14 protein-coding genes and 1 other RNA gene are annotated in these 15,455 nt (G+C 56.2%); 2 read left to right on the top strand and 13 right to left on the bottom strand.

Features of this window, described 5'->3' with window-relative positions; translation table 11 throughout:
- The first annotated feature begins 57 nt into the window (after positions 1-57).
- The gene (locus tag HGKM_RS04235; protein WP_019134097.1) at positions 58-762 is read left to right on the top strand and encodes a hypothetical protein; all 705 of its coding nucleotides are present in this window, start codon (positions 58-60) and stop codon (positions 760-762) included.
- Between the two features lie 83 nt (positions 763-845).
- On the opposite strand, the gene HGKM_RS04230 is transcribed toward HGKM_RS04235, so the two are convergent.
- Positions 846-1,283 carry a hypothetical protein gene (locus HGKM_RS04230; RefSeq protein ID WP_019134096.1) on the bottom strand — a complete coding sequence of 146 codons (438 nt, stop codon included), beginning with the start codon at positions 1,281-1,283 and terminating at the stop codon, positions 846-848.
- 114 nt (positions 1,284-1,397) lie between these two features.
- Between HGKM_RS04230 and HGKM_RS04225 the strand changes: the two genes are divergently transcribed.
- Positions 1,398-2,345, top strand: a complete 948-nt coding sequence (locus HGKM_RS04225) for a zinc-ribbon domain-containing transport protein (protein ID WP_019134095.1) — start codon at positions 1,398-1,400, stop codon at positions 2,343-2,345.
- A gap of 527 nt (positions 2,346-2,872) precedes the next feature.
- Here HGKM_RS04225 and rpsI read toward each other — a convergent pair.
- The 12 genes from rpsI to glyQ all read right to left on the bottom strand — a co-directional run bounded on the left by rpsI (position 2,873) and on the right by glyQ (position 15,430).
- A complete protein-coding gene (gene rpsI, locus HGKM_RS04220) occupies positions 2,873-3,262 on the bottom strand; it encodes a 30S ribosomal protein S9 (RefSeq protein WP_019134094.1) in 390 nt (129 codons plus the stop codon).
- Between the two features lie 11 nt (positions 3,263-3,273).
- A complete protein-coding gene (gene rplM / locus HGKM_RS04215; RefSeq protein WP_019134093.1) occupies positions 3,274-3,705 on the bottom strand; it encodes a 50S ribosomal protein L13 in 432 nt (143 codons plus the stop codon).
- A 200-nt stretch (positions 3,706-3,905) separates the two neighbouring features.
- A complete protein-coding gene (gene rpiB / locus HGKM_RS04210) occupies positions 3,906-4,349 on the bottom strand; it encodes a ribose 5-phosphate isomerase B (protein ID WP_019134092.1) in 444 nt (147 codons plus the stop codon).
- 30 nt (positions 4,350-4,379) lie between these two features.
- Positions 4,380-4,697: RNase P RNA component class A (rnpB, locus tag HGKM_RS08325), an RNA gene on the bottom strand.
- 15 nt (positions 4,698-4,712) lie between these two features.
- Positions 4,713-5,528: a Nif3-like dinuclear metal center hexameric protein gene (locus HGKM_RS04205; protein ID WP_172634689.1), complete on the bottom strand. Its 816-nt coding sequence runs from the start codon at positions 5,526-5,528 to the stop codon at positions 4,713-4,715.
- An 11-nt stretch (positions 5,529-5,539) separates the two neighbouring features.
- Positions 5,540-6,286 carry a tRNA (adenine(22)-N(1))-methyltransferase gene (locus HGKM_RS08260; protein WP_154645920.1) on the bottom strand — a complete coding sequence of 249 codons (747 nt, stop codon included), beginning with the start codon at positions 6,284-6,286 and terminating at the stop codon, positions 5,540-5,542.
- Positions 6,287-6,367: 81 nt separating this feature from the next.
- A complete protein-coding gene (gene rpoD / locus HGKM_RS09045; protein WP_019134089.1) occupies positions 6,368-8,461 on the bottom strand; it encodes an RNA polymerase sigma factor RpoD in 2,094 nt (697 codons plus the stop codon).
- Complete coding sequence (dnaG, locus tag HGKM_RS08255; RefSeq protein WP_019134088.1) at positions 8,458-10,395, bottom strand: DNA primase; 1,938 nt, start codon at positions 10,393-10,395, stop codon at positions 8,458-8,460. Before dnaG ends, rpoD begins: the two co-directional genes overlap by 4 nt.
- A 43-nt stretch (positions 10,396-10,438) precedes the next feature.
- On the bottom strand, positions 10,439-11,467 hold the full coding sequence (locus HGKM_RS04185; protein WP_019134087.1) for a deoxyguanosinetriphosphate triphosphohydrolase: 1,029 nt from the start codon (positions 11,465-11,467) through the stop codon (positions 10,439-10,441).
- Positions 11,468-11,597: 130 nt separating this feature from the next.
- On the bottom strand, positions 11,598-12,458 hold the full coding sequence (locus tag HGKM_RS04180) for a pyruvate, water dikinase regulatory protein (RefSeq protein WP_019134086.1): 861 nt from the start codon (positions 12,456-12,458) through the stop codon (positions 11,598-11,600).
- Between the two features lie 31 nt (positions 12,459-12,489).
- Complete coding sequence (glyS, locus tag HGKM_RS04175) at positions 12,490-14,562, bottom strand: glycine--tRNA ligase subunit beta (protein ID WP_019134085.1); 2,073 nt, start codon at positions 14,560-14,562, stop codon at positions 12,490-12,492.
- Positions 14,555-15,430 carry a glycine--tRNA ligase subunit alpha gene (gene glyQ / locus HGKM_RS04170; RefSeq protein WP_034578965.1) on the bottom strand — a complete coding sequence of 292 codons (876 nt, stop codon included), beginning with the start codon at positions 15,428-15,430 and terminating at the stop codon, positions 14,555-14,557. Before glyQ ends, glyS begins: the two co-directional genes overlap by 8 nt.
- Positions 15,431-15,455: the final 25 nt, after the last annotated feature.

Here is a 15,455-nt window from a genome sequence, read left to right as displayed (position 1 = left end):
TCAAAGTTTATGAAAACCCTTTCGTTCCTGTGCTACAATATAGGCCGAGGAGGATCTATGAAGAGCCTTATACGCAATCCCTATCAGATCACACTTAATAGCGAAATCATCCAACGCCGGAGGGAGGGGGTTACCAGCCATCTTGTCCTCAAGGACAGCATTTTGATGGACTACAGTCAATTGGGGCTTCCTCTTGAGAAGGCCAGCCTGTCCGGCCTCCGCCTAATCCGAACCTATACATCAGGAGGCAAGCTGGTTCATGTTGTCCAGGGTGCGCCCTCTTCTTCCGAGGTTACCATTGAAGTCGATCCCCGGGACCGGATCAACAACCAGAGGGATGTCACCCTCCGGATCTTAACCAGCCACGCCCTGGCCTATTACTTTAACCGCCAGGCCTTTAACTTCCGTCGGAAGGAGGGCGACCGGATCCAGTCCGCCCAGGTCACCTTCCTGGAGGAGGATCAGCCCGAAAATCCTGAGTCCTCTCCTTCCCCCACCCTCCTGACCGTCCAGGGACACTTTACCCGGGAGGAGGTCCTGGACATGACCCGGATCCTCAAGGTCCGGGTTGACCAGGTCAGTCGGGCCGCCCTCCAGGTCAAAACCAGCCGGGAGGATAGCCTGAAAACCGCCGTCTTCGGCCTCTTTTCCGGACCATGGAGAGGACCCCACCTGACCTCTACGGCCGAGATCGGTCCCTGGTCTCTCGAAGTGGCCTCCCTGGCCCCGGACTCCCTGACCCTGGAATACCGACTCCTGTAAATACTCCTTTCTTCATCATACAAAAAACCCCTCCCGGGATCGTTCCTCCCGGAAGGGGTTTTGTTTCATCATCATTCCATATTTTATTCATCGCCCCGGCGGCGGACCTTGTCGGTGGACCTGGTGGTTGGCCTATTAACCTTCTTCCTCGCTGTCTTTGGCTTGGGACCGCCTTTGCCCACAGAACGACGGGTCTTCTTGCTGAAGTCCCCCATCCCCGGCATGGAGGTAAAAAGAGCCAGGAGCCATGCTGTCCCCAGGCCGATGCAGCCGGCGACAAAGGTAGCCACCCCATACCAGACCCAACGGAGCCCGTTGTCCGTGGTAAAATTCATGGACCCCACCCACATTATGATGAGCCCCCCCAGGATACCAACCAGGGCAGGGAAATACTTGAATTTGGGTTCTCGGTTAAAAAAGACGTAAACAAGAATGGTTGCCGCCACAAAGATGAGGATCAGGATGGGCAGGAGGTTGAGCTGACCCTTGTATTTATTGATGATACCGAAAATACTTGCCATAGAAGTCTCCTTGACTTATTTTGTATAATGATACCACGAATGAAACTCCCTGACAAAATTCCCCATTTGGGGTAAAAATGAAAAAGATAAACAAAGAAGGAAGAGGAGGCTTTCATGAAAAAACGGAGAGTGATCATCTTATTCCTCGTCGCCCTTATCCTCATCAGCGCTCTGGCCCTTCCTCATGCCCTGGCTGATGTCGGTGGCGGGGTGGATTGGGATACCGATTGGGGTGGTGGCGGCGACTTCGACTGGGGTGGCGGCAATGACTGGGGCGGTGGCAATGACTGGGATGACGACTGGGGTGGAGGTTCCAGTTCCTCAGGAGACCTCTTCTTTTTCCTCTACCTCTTTGAACGCCAACCCTGGCTCATCCTACCGGTTGTCCTCCTCTTCCTCTTCTTACGCTACATGAATGCCAGAGGGGTTAAGGGCCGGAAAAAGCGGTCCTCCTACCAGGCAGGATCCGGCACAAACCACTTCCCTGAAGACAAGGGCCTTGCCCAGCTCATGGACCTGGACCCCAATTTCTCCAAACCCAATTTCCTGACTAGGGCTTCCAACGTTTTCGTCACCCTCCAAAGGGCCTGGACAGAGAAAAATTGGCCTTCCATCCGGCCCTTCGAGGCGGACCAGCTCTTCTTCCAGCACCAGCAGCAACTGGAGGCCTTTGAAGCAAAGGGACAGACCAATGTGGTTGAGGACATCAGCGTCCTTTCCACAAAACTGGAAGAATTTACTCAAGATGCCCAGAACCAGTACCTGACCGTCATCCTCCAGGCCCGCTATAAGGACTATGTCGTGGATGATGAGACGGGCAAGGTGGTCAAGGGCAATCCGAAGCGCAAATACCTCATGACCTACCGGATGACCTTCCAACGGAAGATCGATGCCAGGACCGAGAGCAACCAGGAAACCAGGGTTACCGAGTGCCCCAACTGCGGAGCCAACATCTCCATCGACCAGAAGGGCAAGTGCGAATACTGCGGGTCGACGGTCACCACAGGCGCCTACCAATGGGTCCTGTCCGGCCTCCAGCCCCTCTCCCAAAAAACCGTGTGATTTCTCATATAGACAAGGGTGGCATGTTGAAATGCCACCCTTCTTTTGTGAAAAATAGGGCTCCTGACCCTGATAATCCTGTGAATTGCTATAATTATCGGGGTTTTTGTTCCTGACAATTTCATGATTTAGCAATTTGTCAGGGTGTGTTTTGGCCCTGATGTTATCGTAATTCGACAAATTATCAGGGGATTTACCCTGATATTCTAACAATCCGGCAAATTGCCAGGGTGTTTTTCCACCCTGATTATTTTTAGATTTAATAAATTGTCAGGGTTCCTCACCCTGTTTTTATTATGATTTATTAAATTGTCAGGGTTTCTTCCTCAAAAAATTTTAAGAATGATCAAATTGAGAGGGTTAGGTGATATGGTCACCGGCAAAGCGAGGTCACCTTGGAATTAGGCAACCCCGATGGGCTAGAGAAAATGAGTCATGGAAAGAAATACCTGCAAAAATAAAAAGAGGCGGTGTCGAACGAACCAATCGTTCGACACCGCCTCTTTTTGAAATCGGAATTGTCTCCCTTAACGCTTGGAGAACTGTGGGCTCTTACGGGCCTTCTTGAATCCGTATTTGTAGCGTTCCTTCTTCCGGGAGTCCCGGGTCAGGAAGCCGGAGGACTTGAGAGTCTTTCTCAAGTCAGGGTTGAATTCCAGGAGGGCTCGGGCAATGCCCAGGCGGAGGGCGCCGGCCTGGCCGGCATAACCGCCGCCCTTGACCGTGGCGACCACGTCGAAACCGTTGAGGTTTCCGGTCAGGGTCAGGGGAGAAAGGGCATCCTGGCGGAGGTCCTCATAGACAAAATATTCTTCAAATGGGGTGTCGTTGATGGTCACCTTGCCCTGGCCGGGAAGGAGACGGACACGGGCTACCGCAGATTTTCTACGGCCGGTACCGCGATAAAATTGATCCATAGATGACCTCCTTAATCAAACTTGAGTTCTTCGGGCATCTGGGCAGCATGGGCATGTTCAGGGCCTGCATAGACCTTGAGCTTTCTGTACATTTGCCGTCCCAGTTTGTTGTGGGGGAGCATCCCTTTGATGGCCTTTTCCAAAATCCTTTCCGGATGTTTTTCCAAGAGCTCTGCATAGGGGATCTCCCGGATGCCGCCGGGATAACCGGTATGATAACGGTAGGTCTTCTTATTTTCTTTGTTGCCTGTCAGACGGACCTTGTCCGCATTGACAATGATCACATAGTCACCCGTATCAACATTGGGGGTGAAGGTGGGCTTGTGCTTTCCCCGAAGGACAGCGGCAACGTTGGTCGCCAGACGTCCGACAACCTGGTCGGTAGCGTCAACGACATACCACTTGCGCTCGACCTCTAAGGGTTTTGCCATGGTCGTTTTCATCTTTGCTCCTTTTCTTTTTCTACCCTCGCAAATTTAGCCTCCGCACTACGAGGTGGCGGGTTTTGGATATTCGACAATTTCTGTTTCGCACGCCGACGCTGCGAATGAGATTGAAGAAGAATCAAAGGGCAAAGCATTTTTGCCCATAATGATACCTAATTATAATAGCAAGATCGAGGGGGGCTGTCAAAAAAATCGCTTTAATGGCAGCTTTCATAATCCCTGATGATCTTTACCCGGTCACCATGGCGGCCGCCCTTGAATTCTCCCTCCAAAAAGGCTTTGACGATGTCCTTAGCGATGTCCTCCCCCACCACCCGGGCGCCGAAGGAGATCACATTGGCATTGTTGTGCTCCCTGGACATGCGGGCGGAATAGGATTCCGAGACGGACCCGCAACGGATCCCCTTGACCTTGTTGGCGGTGATGGCCATGCCGATGCCGGTCCCACAGATGAGGACGCCCAGGTCGCACTCTCCCCCGGCTACGCTCTCGGATACCTTGAGGGCATAGTCCGGATAGTTGACTCGGCCATCGTCGGAGGGACCGAAGTCCTTGACCTCATGGCCCAATTCCCGGATATAGTCTACAATGGCAGGCTTTAGGATAAAGCCGGCATGGTCGGATGCAATGGCAATTTTCATGGTTTCCTCCTCCGCATGAATATGAAAAAATAGGGAAGCAAGCCGGTAAGCCGTGTTCTGTTTTCGACTATCATCTGTCTCGGCCCGGCGTCACCACCGGGCTCCAGCGATCCTTTGTCCGGACGAGCAACCCATTGGACGTTTGATCTTGCACCGGATAGGGTTTACAGAGCCAGACTGTCTCCAGCCTGCTGGTGAGCTCTTACCTCACCTTTCCACCCTTACCCTTGCGGGCGGTCTATTTCTGTTGCACTGGCCTTAGAGTCACCTCCACCGGACGTTATCCGGTATCCTGCTCTATGGTGCACGGACTTTCCTCGAACCTGTCGCGATAGTCCGGCTTACTTCCGATTTCCTATAATATCACAAGCTGTAGCCTGTCGACCAACGTTTTGAATCCAACCCGTTTTCCACCAGAATGACCGGGACCTCAGGAGCGAAATCCCCGGCCCAGGTCATGGCCCTTTTCATGGCCGGAAATTCCGACCCGTAGTGGGAAAGGTCGACCAGGAAGAGGCCCCGCCTGAGGGCATCCTGGGCATCGTGGTACTTGACATCCGAGGTCACCAAAACCTGGGCCCCCTTTTCAAGGGCTTGGGGGACAAAGTCCATCCCCGACCCGCCCAGGCAAGCTACCCGGTCCACCGGGGCCTCCGGGTCTCCATAGAAGGTGACCGAAGGAAGACCCAGCTTCTCCTGGATCCTTTCCGCATACTCTTTTAAGGGCATGGGGTCCACAAGACGGCCCAACCGTCCCATCCCCTTGGCCAGGTCCCAGTGGGGAGAATCCAGGGGGGCATCTTCCAGAGGAAGGCGGCCCCGGAGGCCGATCTCCTCCGCCAGGACATCATTGACTCCCCCATCCACCCGGTCAAAAGGGGTGTGGGAGGCATAAACCGCAATTTTCTTTTCAATACAGGCCACCAGGAGGTCGACTCGGGGTGACCCGTAGACCAGGTCCTCCAGGGGAGAAAAGAAGAGGGGGTGGTGGGTGAAGATGAAGTTAGCCCCCTCTTCCACCGCCCGATCAATGGCCTCATGGGTCAGGTCCAGGGCCATGACCACCCCGGTTAGTTCTCCCCCGAAGTCCCCCACCTGCTTTCCCGAATGGTCCCAGGCCTCCTGGAGGTCCAGAGGAACCATTTTTTCCCAACGGTCTACCCAATCTTGTATTCTCATCGCATCCTCCCTCATCGGTCAGGCCCTAACCAGGCCGCCAACCGTTTTTTTCCTTCGATCACTTCTTTCAAGCGTCTTTCCTGCTTATCCCCTCTTTTCTCCGGATGCCTAGCTGATAGCTTCCTTTCCAAGTCTTCCAGACCGGCCAGATCCTTCCTCATCTTCCGGAGAAGGACCGGGTCCCTCCTGGCCAGAAGGTCAGGACCATAGTCCAAAAAGAAGGGGTCCCCTGCCTCCAGCTTTTCAAGGTAATCCGGCTGGATTTTTCCATCTAAACGGACGTCGAAGAGGGTATAGAACTTTCCCCCTTCTTCCACCATATCTTCCCGTATTTCATAGGAAAGGGAGGCCAGGTAGGTCCGGAAATGGGCCAGGTCGCTCTGGGGACTCAAGACCCACTGGCGACAGGACCGGGAGAGATTGACCTCTCCTTCCAGGATGGACCGGACCAGGCCACCCCCCATGCCGGAGATGACCAGGGCATCCGCCTCCTTCCAAGGAAGGTCCCGAAGTCCATCGGCCCTGACGCAGGTAATTTTTATCTTCCAGCCCTCTCCCCCATCTTCGAGCGCCTCCTGGAGCTTGGTCAGAGAAGGACCGGATATATCCGTGGCAAGGACCTGGCCGATATCCTCCCTTTGGGCCAGACCCATGGAGGTATAGCCATGGTCACAGCCCACATCAATCACTCGCCGGCAGGGCAGGACCCGGTCCACCAGGGCTTGAATCCGGTCACCGCCGAGGTCTCTCTTTGTCATCTTCCCCCTCCTCTCTCCCCTCCTGAAAAAACCTCCCTCCCGGTAGGCCGAGAGGGAGGAGGCAGGGTGGTTGTCCACCGACTATTCAATGAAATCCTTGATCTTCTGGGAACGGGTGGGATGCTTGAGCTTCCGGATGGCCTTGGCCTCAATCTGGCGGATCCGCTCACGGGTGACATCGAACTCCCTGCCCACCTCTTCCAGGGTCCTGGGGGTCCCGTCATTGAGGCCGAATCGGAGCTCGAGGACCTTTCTCTCCCTTTCGGAGAGGGTGGAGAGGATATTCTTGAGTTCTTCCCGGAGCATGATAAAGTCCGCTGCCTCATCCGGGGCTACAGCCGTATCATCTTCAATAAAGTCACCCAAGTGGGAATCTTCCTCTTCCCCAATCGGGGTTTCCAAGGAGATGGGCTCCTGGGCAATCTTCCGGACCACCCGGACCTTTTCGACGTCAATCCCCATCTCGGCCGCAATCTCCTCATTGGTCGGATCGCGGTTGAGCTCCTGGAGGAGCTGGCGCTGGGCCCGGGAGAGCTTGTTGATGGTCTCCACCATGTGGACCGGGATCCGGATGGTCCGGGCCTGGTCAGCGATGGCCCGGGTGATCGCCTGGCGGATCCACCAGGTGGCATAGGTGGAGAACTTGAAGCCCCGGTGGTAGTCGAACTTGTCGACGGCTTTCATGAGGCCCAGGTTCCCTTCTTGGATGAGGTCCAGGAAGGACATCCCCCGACCCACATAGCGCTTGGCGATGGAGACGACCAGACGGAGGTTGGTTTCAGCCAGGTACTGCTTGGCCTCGGACCCCTGCCAGCGGACCCGTTTAAGGTGGGCCTGGTCGGATTCCGCCATGGGCTCTCCCATAAGGAACTTCCGGGCAGGGATGGTGGCCTCCCGGACCTGGGCCAGGCCGTCCAGGTCAAATTCGGCTTGGTCGGCGGTCATTTCGCCATCGAGGACCTTCTTCACCTTATCCAGTTCCCTCCCCAAAACCTCATAGGAAATCACCTCCTGCTCGGTCAATTCGTCCTTTGGTTGGGCCTTGCGGAGGGCGATGTTCATCTTGTCCATCTCCGTATTGCGCTCGTAGATGATCCGGCGTTCCTCCGGGCTCAGTTGGTCCTTGTCAGAGAAGGGAGGCAGGCCGGCCTCCTCGGCCAGCTGGTGGAGAGATTTTACCTCACTATCCTTGTCCTCCTTTTTCTTGTAGACCTGGTCCACCGCCGCCTTGATGGCCTCCTCATTTTCCAGGGCATAGGTGATGATTTTTTCTTGGTCCTTGGTAACCTGGTCGGGGGCCAGGGTCTTGGTCACCACAGCCTCTTCAATTTTGATGCAGAAGTTGAGGGCCCGGGATTCCTCCTCGGTCATGGATTTCTTGGACAATCTCCGGCGGATATATCTTTCCACATAGGCTGCCGTCTTCACCGCTCTGGCAATATCGGAATCCGGGTCGGGGCGGTCACCTTCCGCATGAAGGACCCGGTTGATGAAAATATCCAGGCGGTTGAGCCGGGAGGCCAGGTCCTCCGAGAGGTCCTTTCCCTGACTGAGGACATGGATGACTTCCAAAAGAAGGTCAGCCTGGGTCAGGTTGAGGGATTTCTTGGCGAGTTCGATGGCTTCACGGAGGGTGGGCCGCTCTCCCCGGAGGGCCTTTTCCACCATCTGGGCATTCTCCATCCGCTTGGCCAGGATGACCTCCTCCTGGGCAGTCAGGAGGTCCACCCTGCCGATTTCCTTGAGGTACATCTTGACCGGGTCATCCACAGCCACATTCCGCATAGCCTTTCTGGCTTCGGCGGCCTGCTGCTTCTTGGTCTTTTTCCTGGCCTTGGACTCCTCTTCTTCCTTCTCTTCGACCTCTTCATCCAGGTCGTCCAAGTCCTCCAGGTCCTCATCTTCAGCCAAAGCCTCTTCCTCTAGCTCTTCTTCCTCTTCCAAGGCGGACCGGTAGACCTCTTCCTCGATTTCCACCCCCCTCTCCTCCAATTCCTTGAGGACGTCCTGGCGGTCGTCGTCTTCCAAGCGGTCGAAGATTTCCAGGTCTTCCAGGTTCTTCAGGGCAATTTTGTCGTGGTTCTGGTCGGCTACTTTTTGAAGTTCTTCGATGATTTCCTGTTTATAATCGTCCAGATCAACAATCTCATCCTTCTCCAACTTCTTGTCCGTCATAGGTCTACTCCCTCTTTCATTTGCATCATCTTTTGGTCAATCTCCTGTAGGGCCTGGAAAAGCGCCGGGATCTCCTGACCACCGCCTTCCCGGGTCGCCTGGCGGATCTTCCCTTCGAGCTCTCGTCGATTTTCATTCAACCGGGCCAGGCGGACCCGGTGGAAGAGTTCCCTGTCCAGGGTCTCCCGGTCTTGGGGACTCACCCGGTCCCTTTTTTCCCGGCTGACTAATTTCATGTAAAGGACCTCCGGCAGGGCCTCCCCCAAGCTCTCCTTGAGTGCCTGAGCTGATGGGGCAATCCCTTCCTTTCGGAGGGCCACCATGGTCTCGGCCAGGGTCTTCTCCAAACCCGGGCTCATGTAGTCCATGAGGAGGTCTAGATCCTCGTCATCAAGGGGTCCTTCCTGGAGGCGGAAGAGGAGGGCTTCCTCCAGCCGGCTCCGAACCCGGAGGTCCCGGATCTCCCCGGCCGCCTGGTCCGGAGCCCTATCCATCCCCTCCTCCATATAGGGAGGCGGACCATCCTCATAAAAGGGGTCCATCTCCTCATAATAATCCGGCTCATCATCATAGGCCTCATCTATCGGTCCCGAAGGGCCGGGGCCACTCACCCGGGCCCGACGCGCCCTGGCTTCTTCTTCCAGGGCCTCCTTCTTTTTCACCGCCTCCTCCAGGTCGCTTTCCACCGAAGCGGGCTTGACCCCGGCCAAGTCCGCCACCTCTTGGAGGTAAATATCCCGAACGCCCTGACTTTCCAGGGTCGCCAGGTAGTCCACTGCCTGGCGGAGGAAGTCCATCCGCCCCCCGGCCTCCTCCAAGTTATGGGCAGCTTTGATGAGCTTGATCTCAAAGGAAGGGGGGTCCACCGCCTGGCGGATGGCCTCCTCAAAGGCTTCCTTCCCTTTCGCATGAATATACTCATCCGGGTCCAGGCCGTCTGGGAGGAGGATCATCTTGGGGACGATGTCTTCCTTCCTAAAGACCCCGATCGCCCGCCTGGCGGCCTTGATTCCGGCGGAATCCCCGTCGTAGCAAAGGTAAACCTGGTCCGTATACCGCTTAATCAGCCGGGCCTGGTCCGGGGTCAGGGCAGTCCCCAGGCTGGCCATGGCATAGTCGATCCCTTGGCCGTAGAGGCCGATCACGTCCATGTAGCCCTCCACCATAATAATCCGGTCCCGGTGGGGGCGTTCCATGACGGTGTGGATTCCGTAGAGGTTGTGGCCCTTGTGAAAGACCTCCGACTCCGGAGAGTTAAGGTATTTGGGGATTCCATCCCCCATGACCCGGCCTCCGAAACCCACAATTTTGCGCTGGTTGTTGAAAATGGGGAAGATGAGCCGGTTGCGGAACTTGTCGTAGAAGCCCTGACCCGAATTGGACCGGGCGATTAAGCCCAGGCTCAAAAGGTCCGCCTCCTCAACCCCCTTGTCCTTCAAATACCGGTAGAGGGACTGGCCCTGGCCGTCCGCATAGCCCAAAAGAAAGGGGTTGATGATGGCCGAGGTCATCCCCCGCCTCCGGAGGTAGGCCTGAGGCCGACGGTTGGTCAGGAGGCGGCGGTAGTAGAAAAAGGCGGCTTCCCGGTTGATCCGGAAGAGGGCTTCCTTCTTCTCCTGCCTCTCCACTTCCCGTGGATCCGCTGCTTCAATGGGGATCCCGTACTTGTCCGCCAAAAAGCGGACAGCATCCGGAAAATCCAGATGTTCCATCTTCATGACAAAGGTGATCCCATCCCCCGACTCCCCGCAACCGAAACATTTATACCGTCCCAGGTCGGGCGTCACCATAAAGGAAGGGGTCTTCTCCTGGTGGAAGGGGCAGCAGGCTTTGAGGGACCGGCCGGCCGGCTTTAAGTCCAGGTAATCGCCCACCAGGCCGGCGATGTCGATGGCCTCCCTGACCCTATCGATTGTTTGATCGGAAATATACACCGTTACCTGCTTTCAAACCATGTCTGAAGATAAAGAAAGTTTCCTACATTTCGGTCCATGCCCGGGGGATAAAGAGCTTGCGGTAGGTGGAGATGAGGTAGTCGTCCGTCATCCCGGCCACATAATCCGCCACCACCCTTTCCAGGGGATCCTCCGCATGATCCTTAATGTAGAGGGCCCGGTGGCTTTCAGGCAGGCGGTCGGGCTCCTTCAAATAAAAATGAAAAATATCTTCGATGACCTTAAGGAGCTTGTCGTTCTCGCTCTTGACCAGGGCATTGTGGTAGACATTCTCATACATATATGCTCGGAGCTTCCGGGAGGCCGCCCAGACTTCCTCGGTCATAAGGATATCATCCTGGCCATCAGAAGCTTCGATGACCGCCATGACCATCCGGTTGATCCGGTCAGAGAAAGAGTGGCCCAGGACATCCGTGCACTCCTTGGGCAGGTCCTCTTCTTTAAGGACCCCCGCCCGGATGGAGTCGTCAATGTCGTGGTTGACATAGGCGATCCGGTCGGCAAACTTGAGGAGGCGGCCCTCCAGGGTGGCAGCCTGGTTCCCGCCCGAGTGGTTCCTGATCCCGTCCAGGACCTCCCAGGAGAGGTTGAGGCCCACATAATCGTGGCGCTTGGACCCCTGCTCCATAAAGGAAAGGACCCGGACCGACTGTTCCGCATGGGAGAACTTCCCCAGGATTTTCTCCAGGACGTACTCGCCGGCATGGCCGAAGGGGGTGTGGCCCACATCGTGGCCCAGGGCGATGGCATCCACCAGGTCCTCATTCAGGGCCAGGGCCCGGGCCATGGTCCGGCCGATCTGATCCACTTCCAAGGTGTGGGTCAGGCGGGTCCGGTAGTGGTCCCCCTCCGGGGCGATAAAGACCTGGGTCTTGTGCTTGAGCCGACGGAAGGCCTTGGAGTGGAGGATCCGGTCCCGATCCCTCTGGTAGATGGTCCGGTAGGGGTCCTCTTCCTCGGGAAAAGCCCTCCCCCGAGACTGGCTGGCCCGGCTGGCCCGGGGGGCCAAGAGGGTCTCCTCGATCTTTTCAATGTCTTTTCGCTGTCGCATGCCTCCCCCTCCTTCCCAAATTTTGATCAACATATCTATACCCTTCAAGGGGAAAAACAAAAAGGAGACGGTTGCCGTCTCCTTAGTCTTTTGTTGAAAGTGATTCGCCGGGTCCTCCCTAAAGCGGTTCTCAGATCATAGCCTCCTGGCCCAACTGACGCTTGGCCTCGTCGCCAAAGGTCTCCTGGAGGTAGTTGACAATCCGGGCTGCCGTGACTTCAATCGCTGAGTCGGTCACATCGATAACCTTGCAGCCCAATTGATCGAAGACAGACCGGGCATAGGACAGCTCCTTTTCAATCCGAGAGTCCGCGATGTAGTCCGCATCCTCGGCAATCCCCAAGGTAGATAAGCGGTTCTTTCGGGCTTCAAAGAGTTGGGCTTCGGAAACCGTCAGGCCCACAATCCGCCTCTTGTCCGCCTGGAAGACCTCCTCAGCCAAGTCCACTTCCGGGAGGAGGGGGAGGTTGGCGACATTGTAGCCCTTGGTGGCCAGGAACATGGACAGGGGGGTTTTGGAGGTCCGAGAAACTCCCAGAAGGATCAGGTCAGCCTTGAGAAAGCCCCGGGGATCTTTACCGTCGTCATAGCGGACCGCAAATTCCATCGAAGAGATCCGGTCAAAATAGTTGGACGTCAGCTTTCGGGTCATCCCCGCCTCCATAACCGGATGAACGTCGAAGGCCTTCATGATGGTGGTGATGGCATCGGCATAGAGGTCGATGAAGGGGAGTCCGGCAGCCTGGCAGGCCTCCACCAAAGAATGGTGGATTTCCGCCAGGACGACCGAGATGACAACCAGGGAAGATGACTTCCGGCCTTGTTCCAGGATCCGAGATATGACCGAATCCACCTCCGCCGGCTCTGTTAAGTCCGGATAGCGGAGGAAGCGAGCTTCCAGGTCCGGAAATTGCCCCATAAGGGCCCGGGCCATGGCCTCCCCCGTTTCTCCGCTGGAATCAGAAATGATGTAGATGTCTACCGTACGCAAACCGGCCTCCTTTTCCCCCGGGCCTTCCCTCTTATTCTCGAACAATGGCCGAAGGAACCAGAATCCGGGAAATGACTTCGTTGATCGTATGGAGCATAGCCAGGCGGGCAGCCCGGAGGGATTCATCCTCCACCATGATCATGGTCTTGTCCAGGTAGTCGTTGACCAGGGGCATCCAATCCTTGAGCAGGTCCAGGGCTTCCTTATAGTGGCCCTTTTCGATGGCTTCTTCAACCGTCTCCCTCCGGTTGAGGGACTGGTAGAGGACCCGGTCCTCATCCTCCAGGACCTCCTCCACTAAAGGCTGGCCCTCATACTTCTTGGCCAGGGACTCAATCCGGACAAAGTCCGTGATCAGGAGGTCACCCCCCTCTTCCTTAAGGTAGCCGTCGATGGCCTCCCCCATGTTGATCAGGGAGAGGAGGTCCTTTTCCTTGGAAGCAAAGACCGCATCGATCACATCATAGCGGATCCCCAGGTCATCCATCTTTGTCCGGAGGCGGCCCAGGAAGAAGTTGTAGATGGTCTCCATGATCTCATCGTAGTCAAAGACCAGGCCCTCCTCTTCGACATAAAGAACAAGGGCGTCCCGGAAGCCCTCCCATAGATTGATATGGAGGGAAGCCTCATAAAGGATGTCAATGATCCCGTTGGCGGCCCGACGGAGGCCGAAGGGGTCCTGGGAACCCGTGACCCGGACACCGATGGCAAAGAGGCCGGCGATGTTGTCCATTTTATCCGCCAGGGAAAGGATGATCCCGGGGGTAGACTGGGGAACCTGGCCGTCAGCCCCCTTGGGCATATACTGTTCTTCAATGGCCAGGGCAACCAGGCCCTCTTCCCCATTCTTTTCTGCATAGATCCGGCCCATGATTCCCTGGAGTTCCGTAAACTCCACCACCATCTGGGTGACCAGGTCGGCCTTGGAGAGGCGGGCAGCCCGGGTCGCCGCGGCCATGGTTTCGGGCCCGCAGTCCATATTTTCCGCCAGGGACCGGGTCAGGGATTCCAAACGCCCGGTCTTATCCAGCATGGTCCCCAGGTTCTCATGGAAAACCAGGTCATCCAGCTTGGGCAGGTAGTCTTCCAGGGCCTGGGAGAGGTCCTGGTCGTAGAAGAACTTGGCATCCTCCAGGCGAGGAACCAAGACCTTCTCATTTCCGGCCACCACATTTTCGATTCCCTCTTCGTTCCCATTGCGGACGGAGAGGAAGTAGGGCAGGAGCTTACCCTCATCATCAACCACAGGGAAATAGCGCTGGTGGTCCTTCATAGGCGTGATAATGACTTCCTGGGGGAGGTCCAGATAGTTTTGGGGGATCTCTCCGATAAAGACGGTGGGGTATTCAACGATGGAGACGACTTCATCCAGGAGGTCATCATCATGCATGGGCAGGCCCCCGTGCTCTCTGGCCTTGCGGTTGAGCCCGCGGACGATGATGTTCCGCCGTTCGCTCTCATCCACGATGACAAACTCTTCTTTTAAGGTCTCCTCATAGCTATCGATCGTTGTGATTTCCACCGTACCGTGGCCTAGGAAGCGGTGACCCTTGGTCGTCCGTCCGACAGGAATCCCTTCCAGGTCGAAGTCCAGGACTTCGTCGTTATAGAGGGAGACCAGCCAGCGGATGGGGCGGAGAAAGCGGAGGTTCTTCCCTCCCCAACGCATGGACCGGGGGTTGGAGATTTGCCGGATGGCTTCCGGAATAGCCTTTTTCAAGACCTTCTCAGGAGAAACCGCCTCCTTAGTGATTTTTGCAAAGACATAGTCCTCTTTACCGTTGGATTCCACATAGACATCGTCCGGGCTCAGGCCCTTTGACCGGAGGAAGCCCTCCAAGGCTTTGGTGGGCTGGCCCTCCTGGTCATAGGCCACCCGGACCGAGGGGCCCCGGACGACCTCGAAAGCTTCCGTGTCCTCCGCTCCAATACCCTCCAGCCAGAGGGCAAAGCGCCGGGGGGTGGATTCGATCCGCGTGCTTTCTACAGAAAGACCCTCCTCTGATAGAATCTTGAGGACGTTGTTGATGAGCTGTTCCTTGGTGGAGGCGATAAAGCGGGAGGGAAATTCTTCCACCCCTATTTCAAGAAAATACTTATTCATGACTTTCCTCCTCCTTTTCCTCTTTACCTTGTTTTTTCTCCAGGTAGAGTTCGGCAACCTGACGGGCCATGTCCCGGATCCGGCTGATGTAGTGGTTTCTTTCGGAGACGGCGATGGCCCCCCGGGCATCCAGGATGTTGAAGGTGTGGGAACACTTCAGGACATAGTCGTAGGCGGGATAGACCAGGGCCCGGGCGATCTGGTCCTGGGCTTCCTTCTCATATTCCTCAAAGAAATTCCGGAGACGGTCCACATTGGCCGTCTGGAAGGCGTACATGGAGTTCTCATATTCCGGCAAATGGAAAATATCCCCATAGGTCAGCTCATCATTCCACTGGAGGTCGAAGACGTTGTTGACCCCCTGGATATACATGGCGATCCGTTCCAGACCCATGGTGATCTCTCCGGCTTCCACCTCAAGAGGGATGGAACCGACCTGCTGGAAGTAGGTGAACTGGGTGATTTCCATCCCATCCAACCAGACTTCCCAACCCACACCCCAGGCGCCCAGGGTGGGGGATTCCCAGTTATCCTCCACGAAGCGGATGTCGTGGGCAAGGGGGTCAATCCCGATGACTTCCAGGCTCTTGAGATAGAGGTCCTGGATGTCGTCCGGAGCAGGTTGGAGAATGATCTGGAGCTGGTGGTGCTGGTAGAGACGGTTGGGGTTCTCCCCATAACGTCCGTCCGCCGGCCGGCGGGAAGGCTCCACATAGACTACATGCCAAGGGCTGGCATCCAGGGTCCGAAGGAAAGTGTGGGGGGACATGGTCCCGGCGCCCTTCTCCACATCGTAGGGCTCAAGGATGGCACAGCCATGGTCGGCCCAATAACTTGTCAGTTTTTGTATCATGTCTTGTAGATGCATTCGATATCCTCCTATTGGCCGATTG

The sequence above is a fragment of the Kallipyga massiliensis ph2 genome, from assembly GCF_000311985.1.
Taxonomy (GTDB): domain Bacteria; phylum Bacillota; class Clostridia; order Tissierellales; family Peptoniphilaceae; genus Kallipyga; species Kallipyga massiliensis.
The sequence above is the reverse complement of the archived record's forward strand: the minus strand, read 5'-3'. Positions and strand labels throughout refer to the sequence as shown.

Excerpts from the sequence above, each read along its gene's own strand:
- HGKM_RS04235 (WP_019134097.1), top strand. The coding sequence starts at position 58 with ATGAAGAGCCTTATACGCAATCCCTATCAGATCACACTTAATAGCGAA.
- HGKM_RS04230 (WP_019134096.1), bottom strand. The coding sequence starts at position 1,283 with ATGGCAAGTATTTTCGGTATCATCAATAAATACAAGGGTCAGCTCAAC.
- HGKM_RS04225 (WP_019134095.1), top strand. The coding sequence starts at position 1,398 with ATGAAAAAACGGAGAGTGATCATCTTATTCCTCGTCGCCCTTATCCTC.
- rpsI (WP_019134094.1), bottom strand. The coding sequence starts at position 3,262 with ATGGATCAATTTTATCGCGGTACCGGCCGTAGAAAATCTGCGGTAGCC.
- rplM (WP_019134093.1), bottom strand. The coding sequence starts at position 3,705 with ATGAAAACGACCATGGCAAAACCCTTAGAGGTCGAGCGCAAGTGGTAT.
- rpiB (WP_019134092.1), bottom strand. The coding sequence starts at position 4,349 with ATGAAAATTGCCATTGCATCCGACCATGCCGGCTTTATCCTAAAGCCT.
- HGKM_RS04205 (WP_172634689.1), bottom strand. The coding sequence starts at position 5,528 with ATGAGAATACAAGATTGGGTAGACCGTTGGGAAAAAATGGTTCCTCTG.
- HGKM_RS08260 (WP_154645920.1), bottom strand. The coding sequence starts at position 6,286 with ATGACAAAGAGAGACCTCGGCGGTGACCGGATTCAAGCCCTGGTGGAC.
- rpoD (WP_019134089.1), bottom strand. The coding sequence starts at position 8,461 with ATGACGGACAAGAAGTTGGAGAAGGATGAGATTGTTGATCTGGACGAT.
- HGKM_RS04185 (WP_019134087.1), bottom strand. The coding sequence starts at position 11,467 with ATGCGACAGCGAAAAGACATTGAAAAGATCGAGGAGACCCTCTTGGCC.
- glyS (WP_019134085.1), bottom strand. The coding sequence starts at position 14,562 with ATGAATAAGTATTTTCTTGAAATAGGGGTGGAAGAATTTCCCTCCCGC.
- glyQ (WP_034578965.1), bottom strand. The coding sequence starts at position 15,430 with ATGCATCTACAAGACATGATACAAAAACTGACAAGTTATTGGGCCGAC.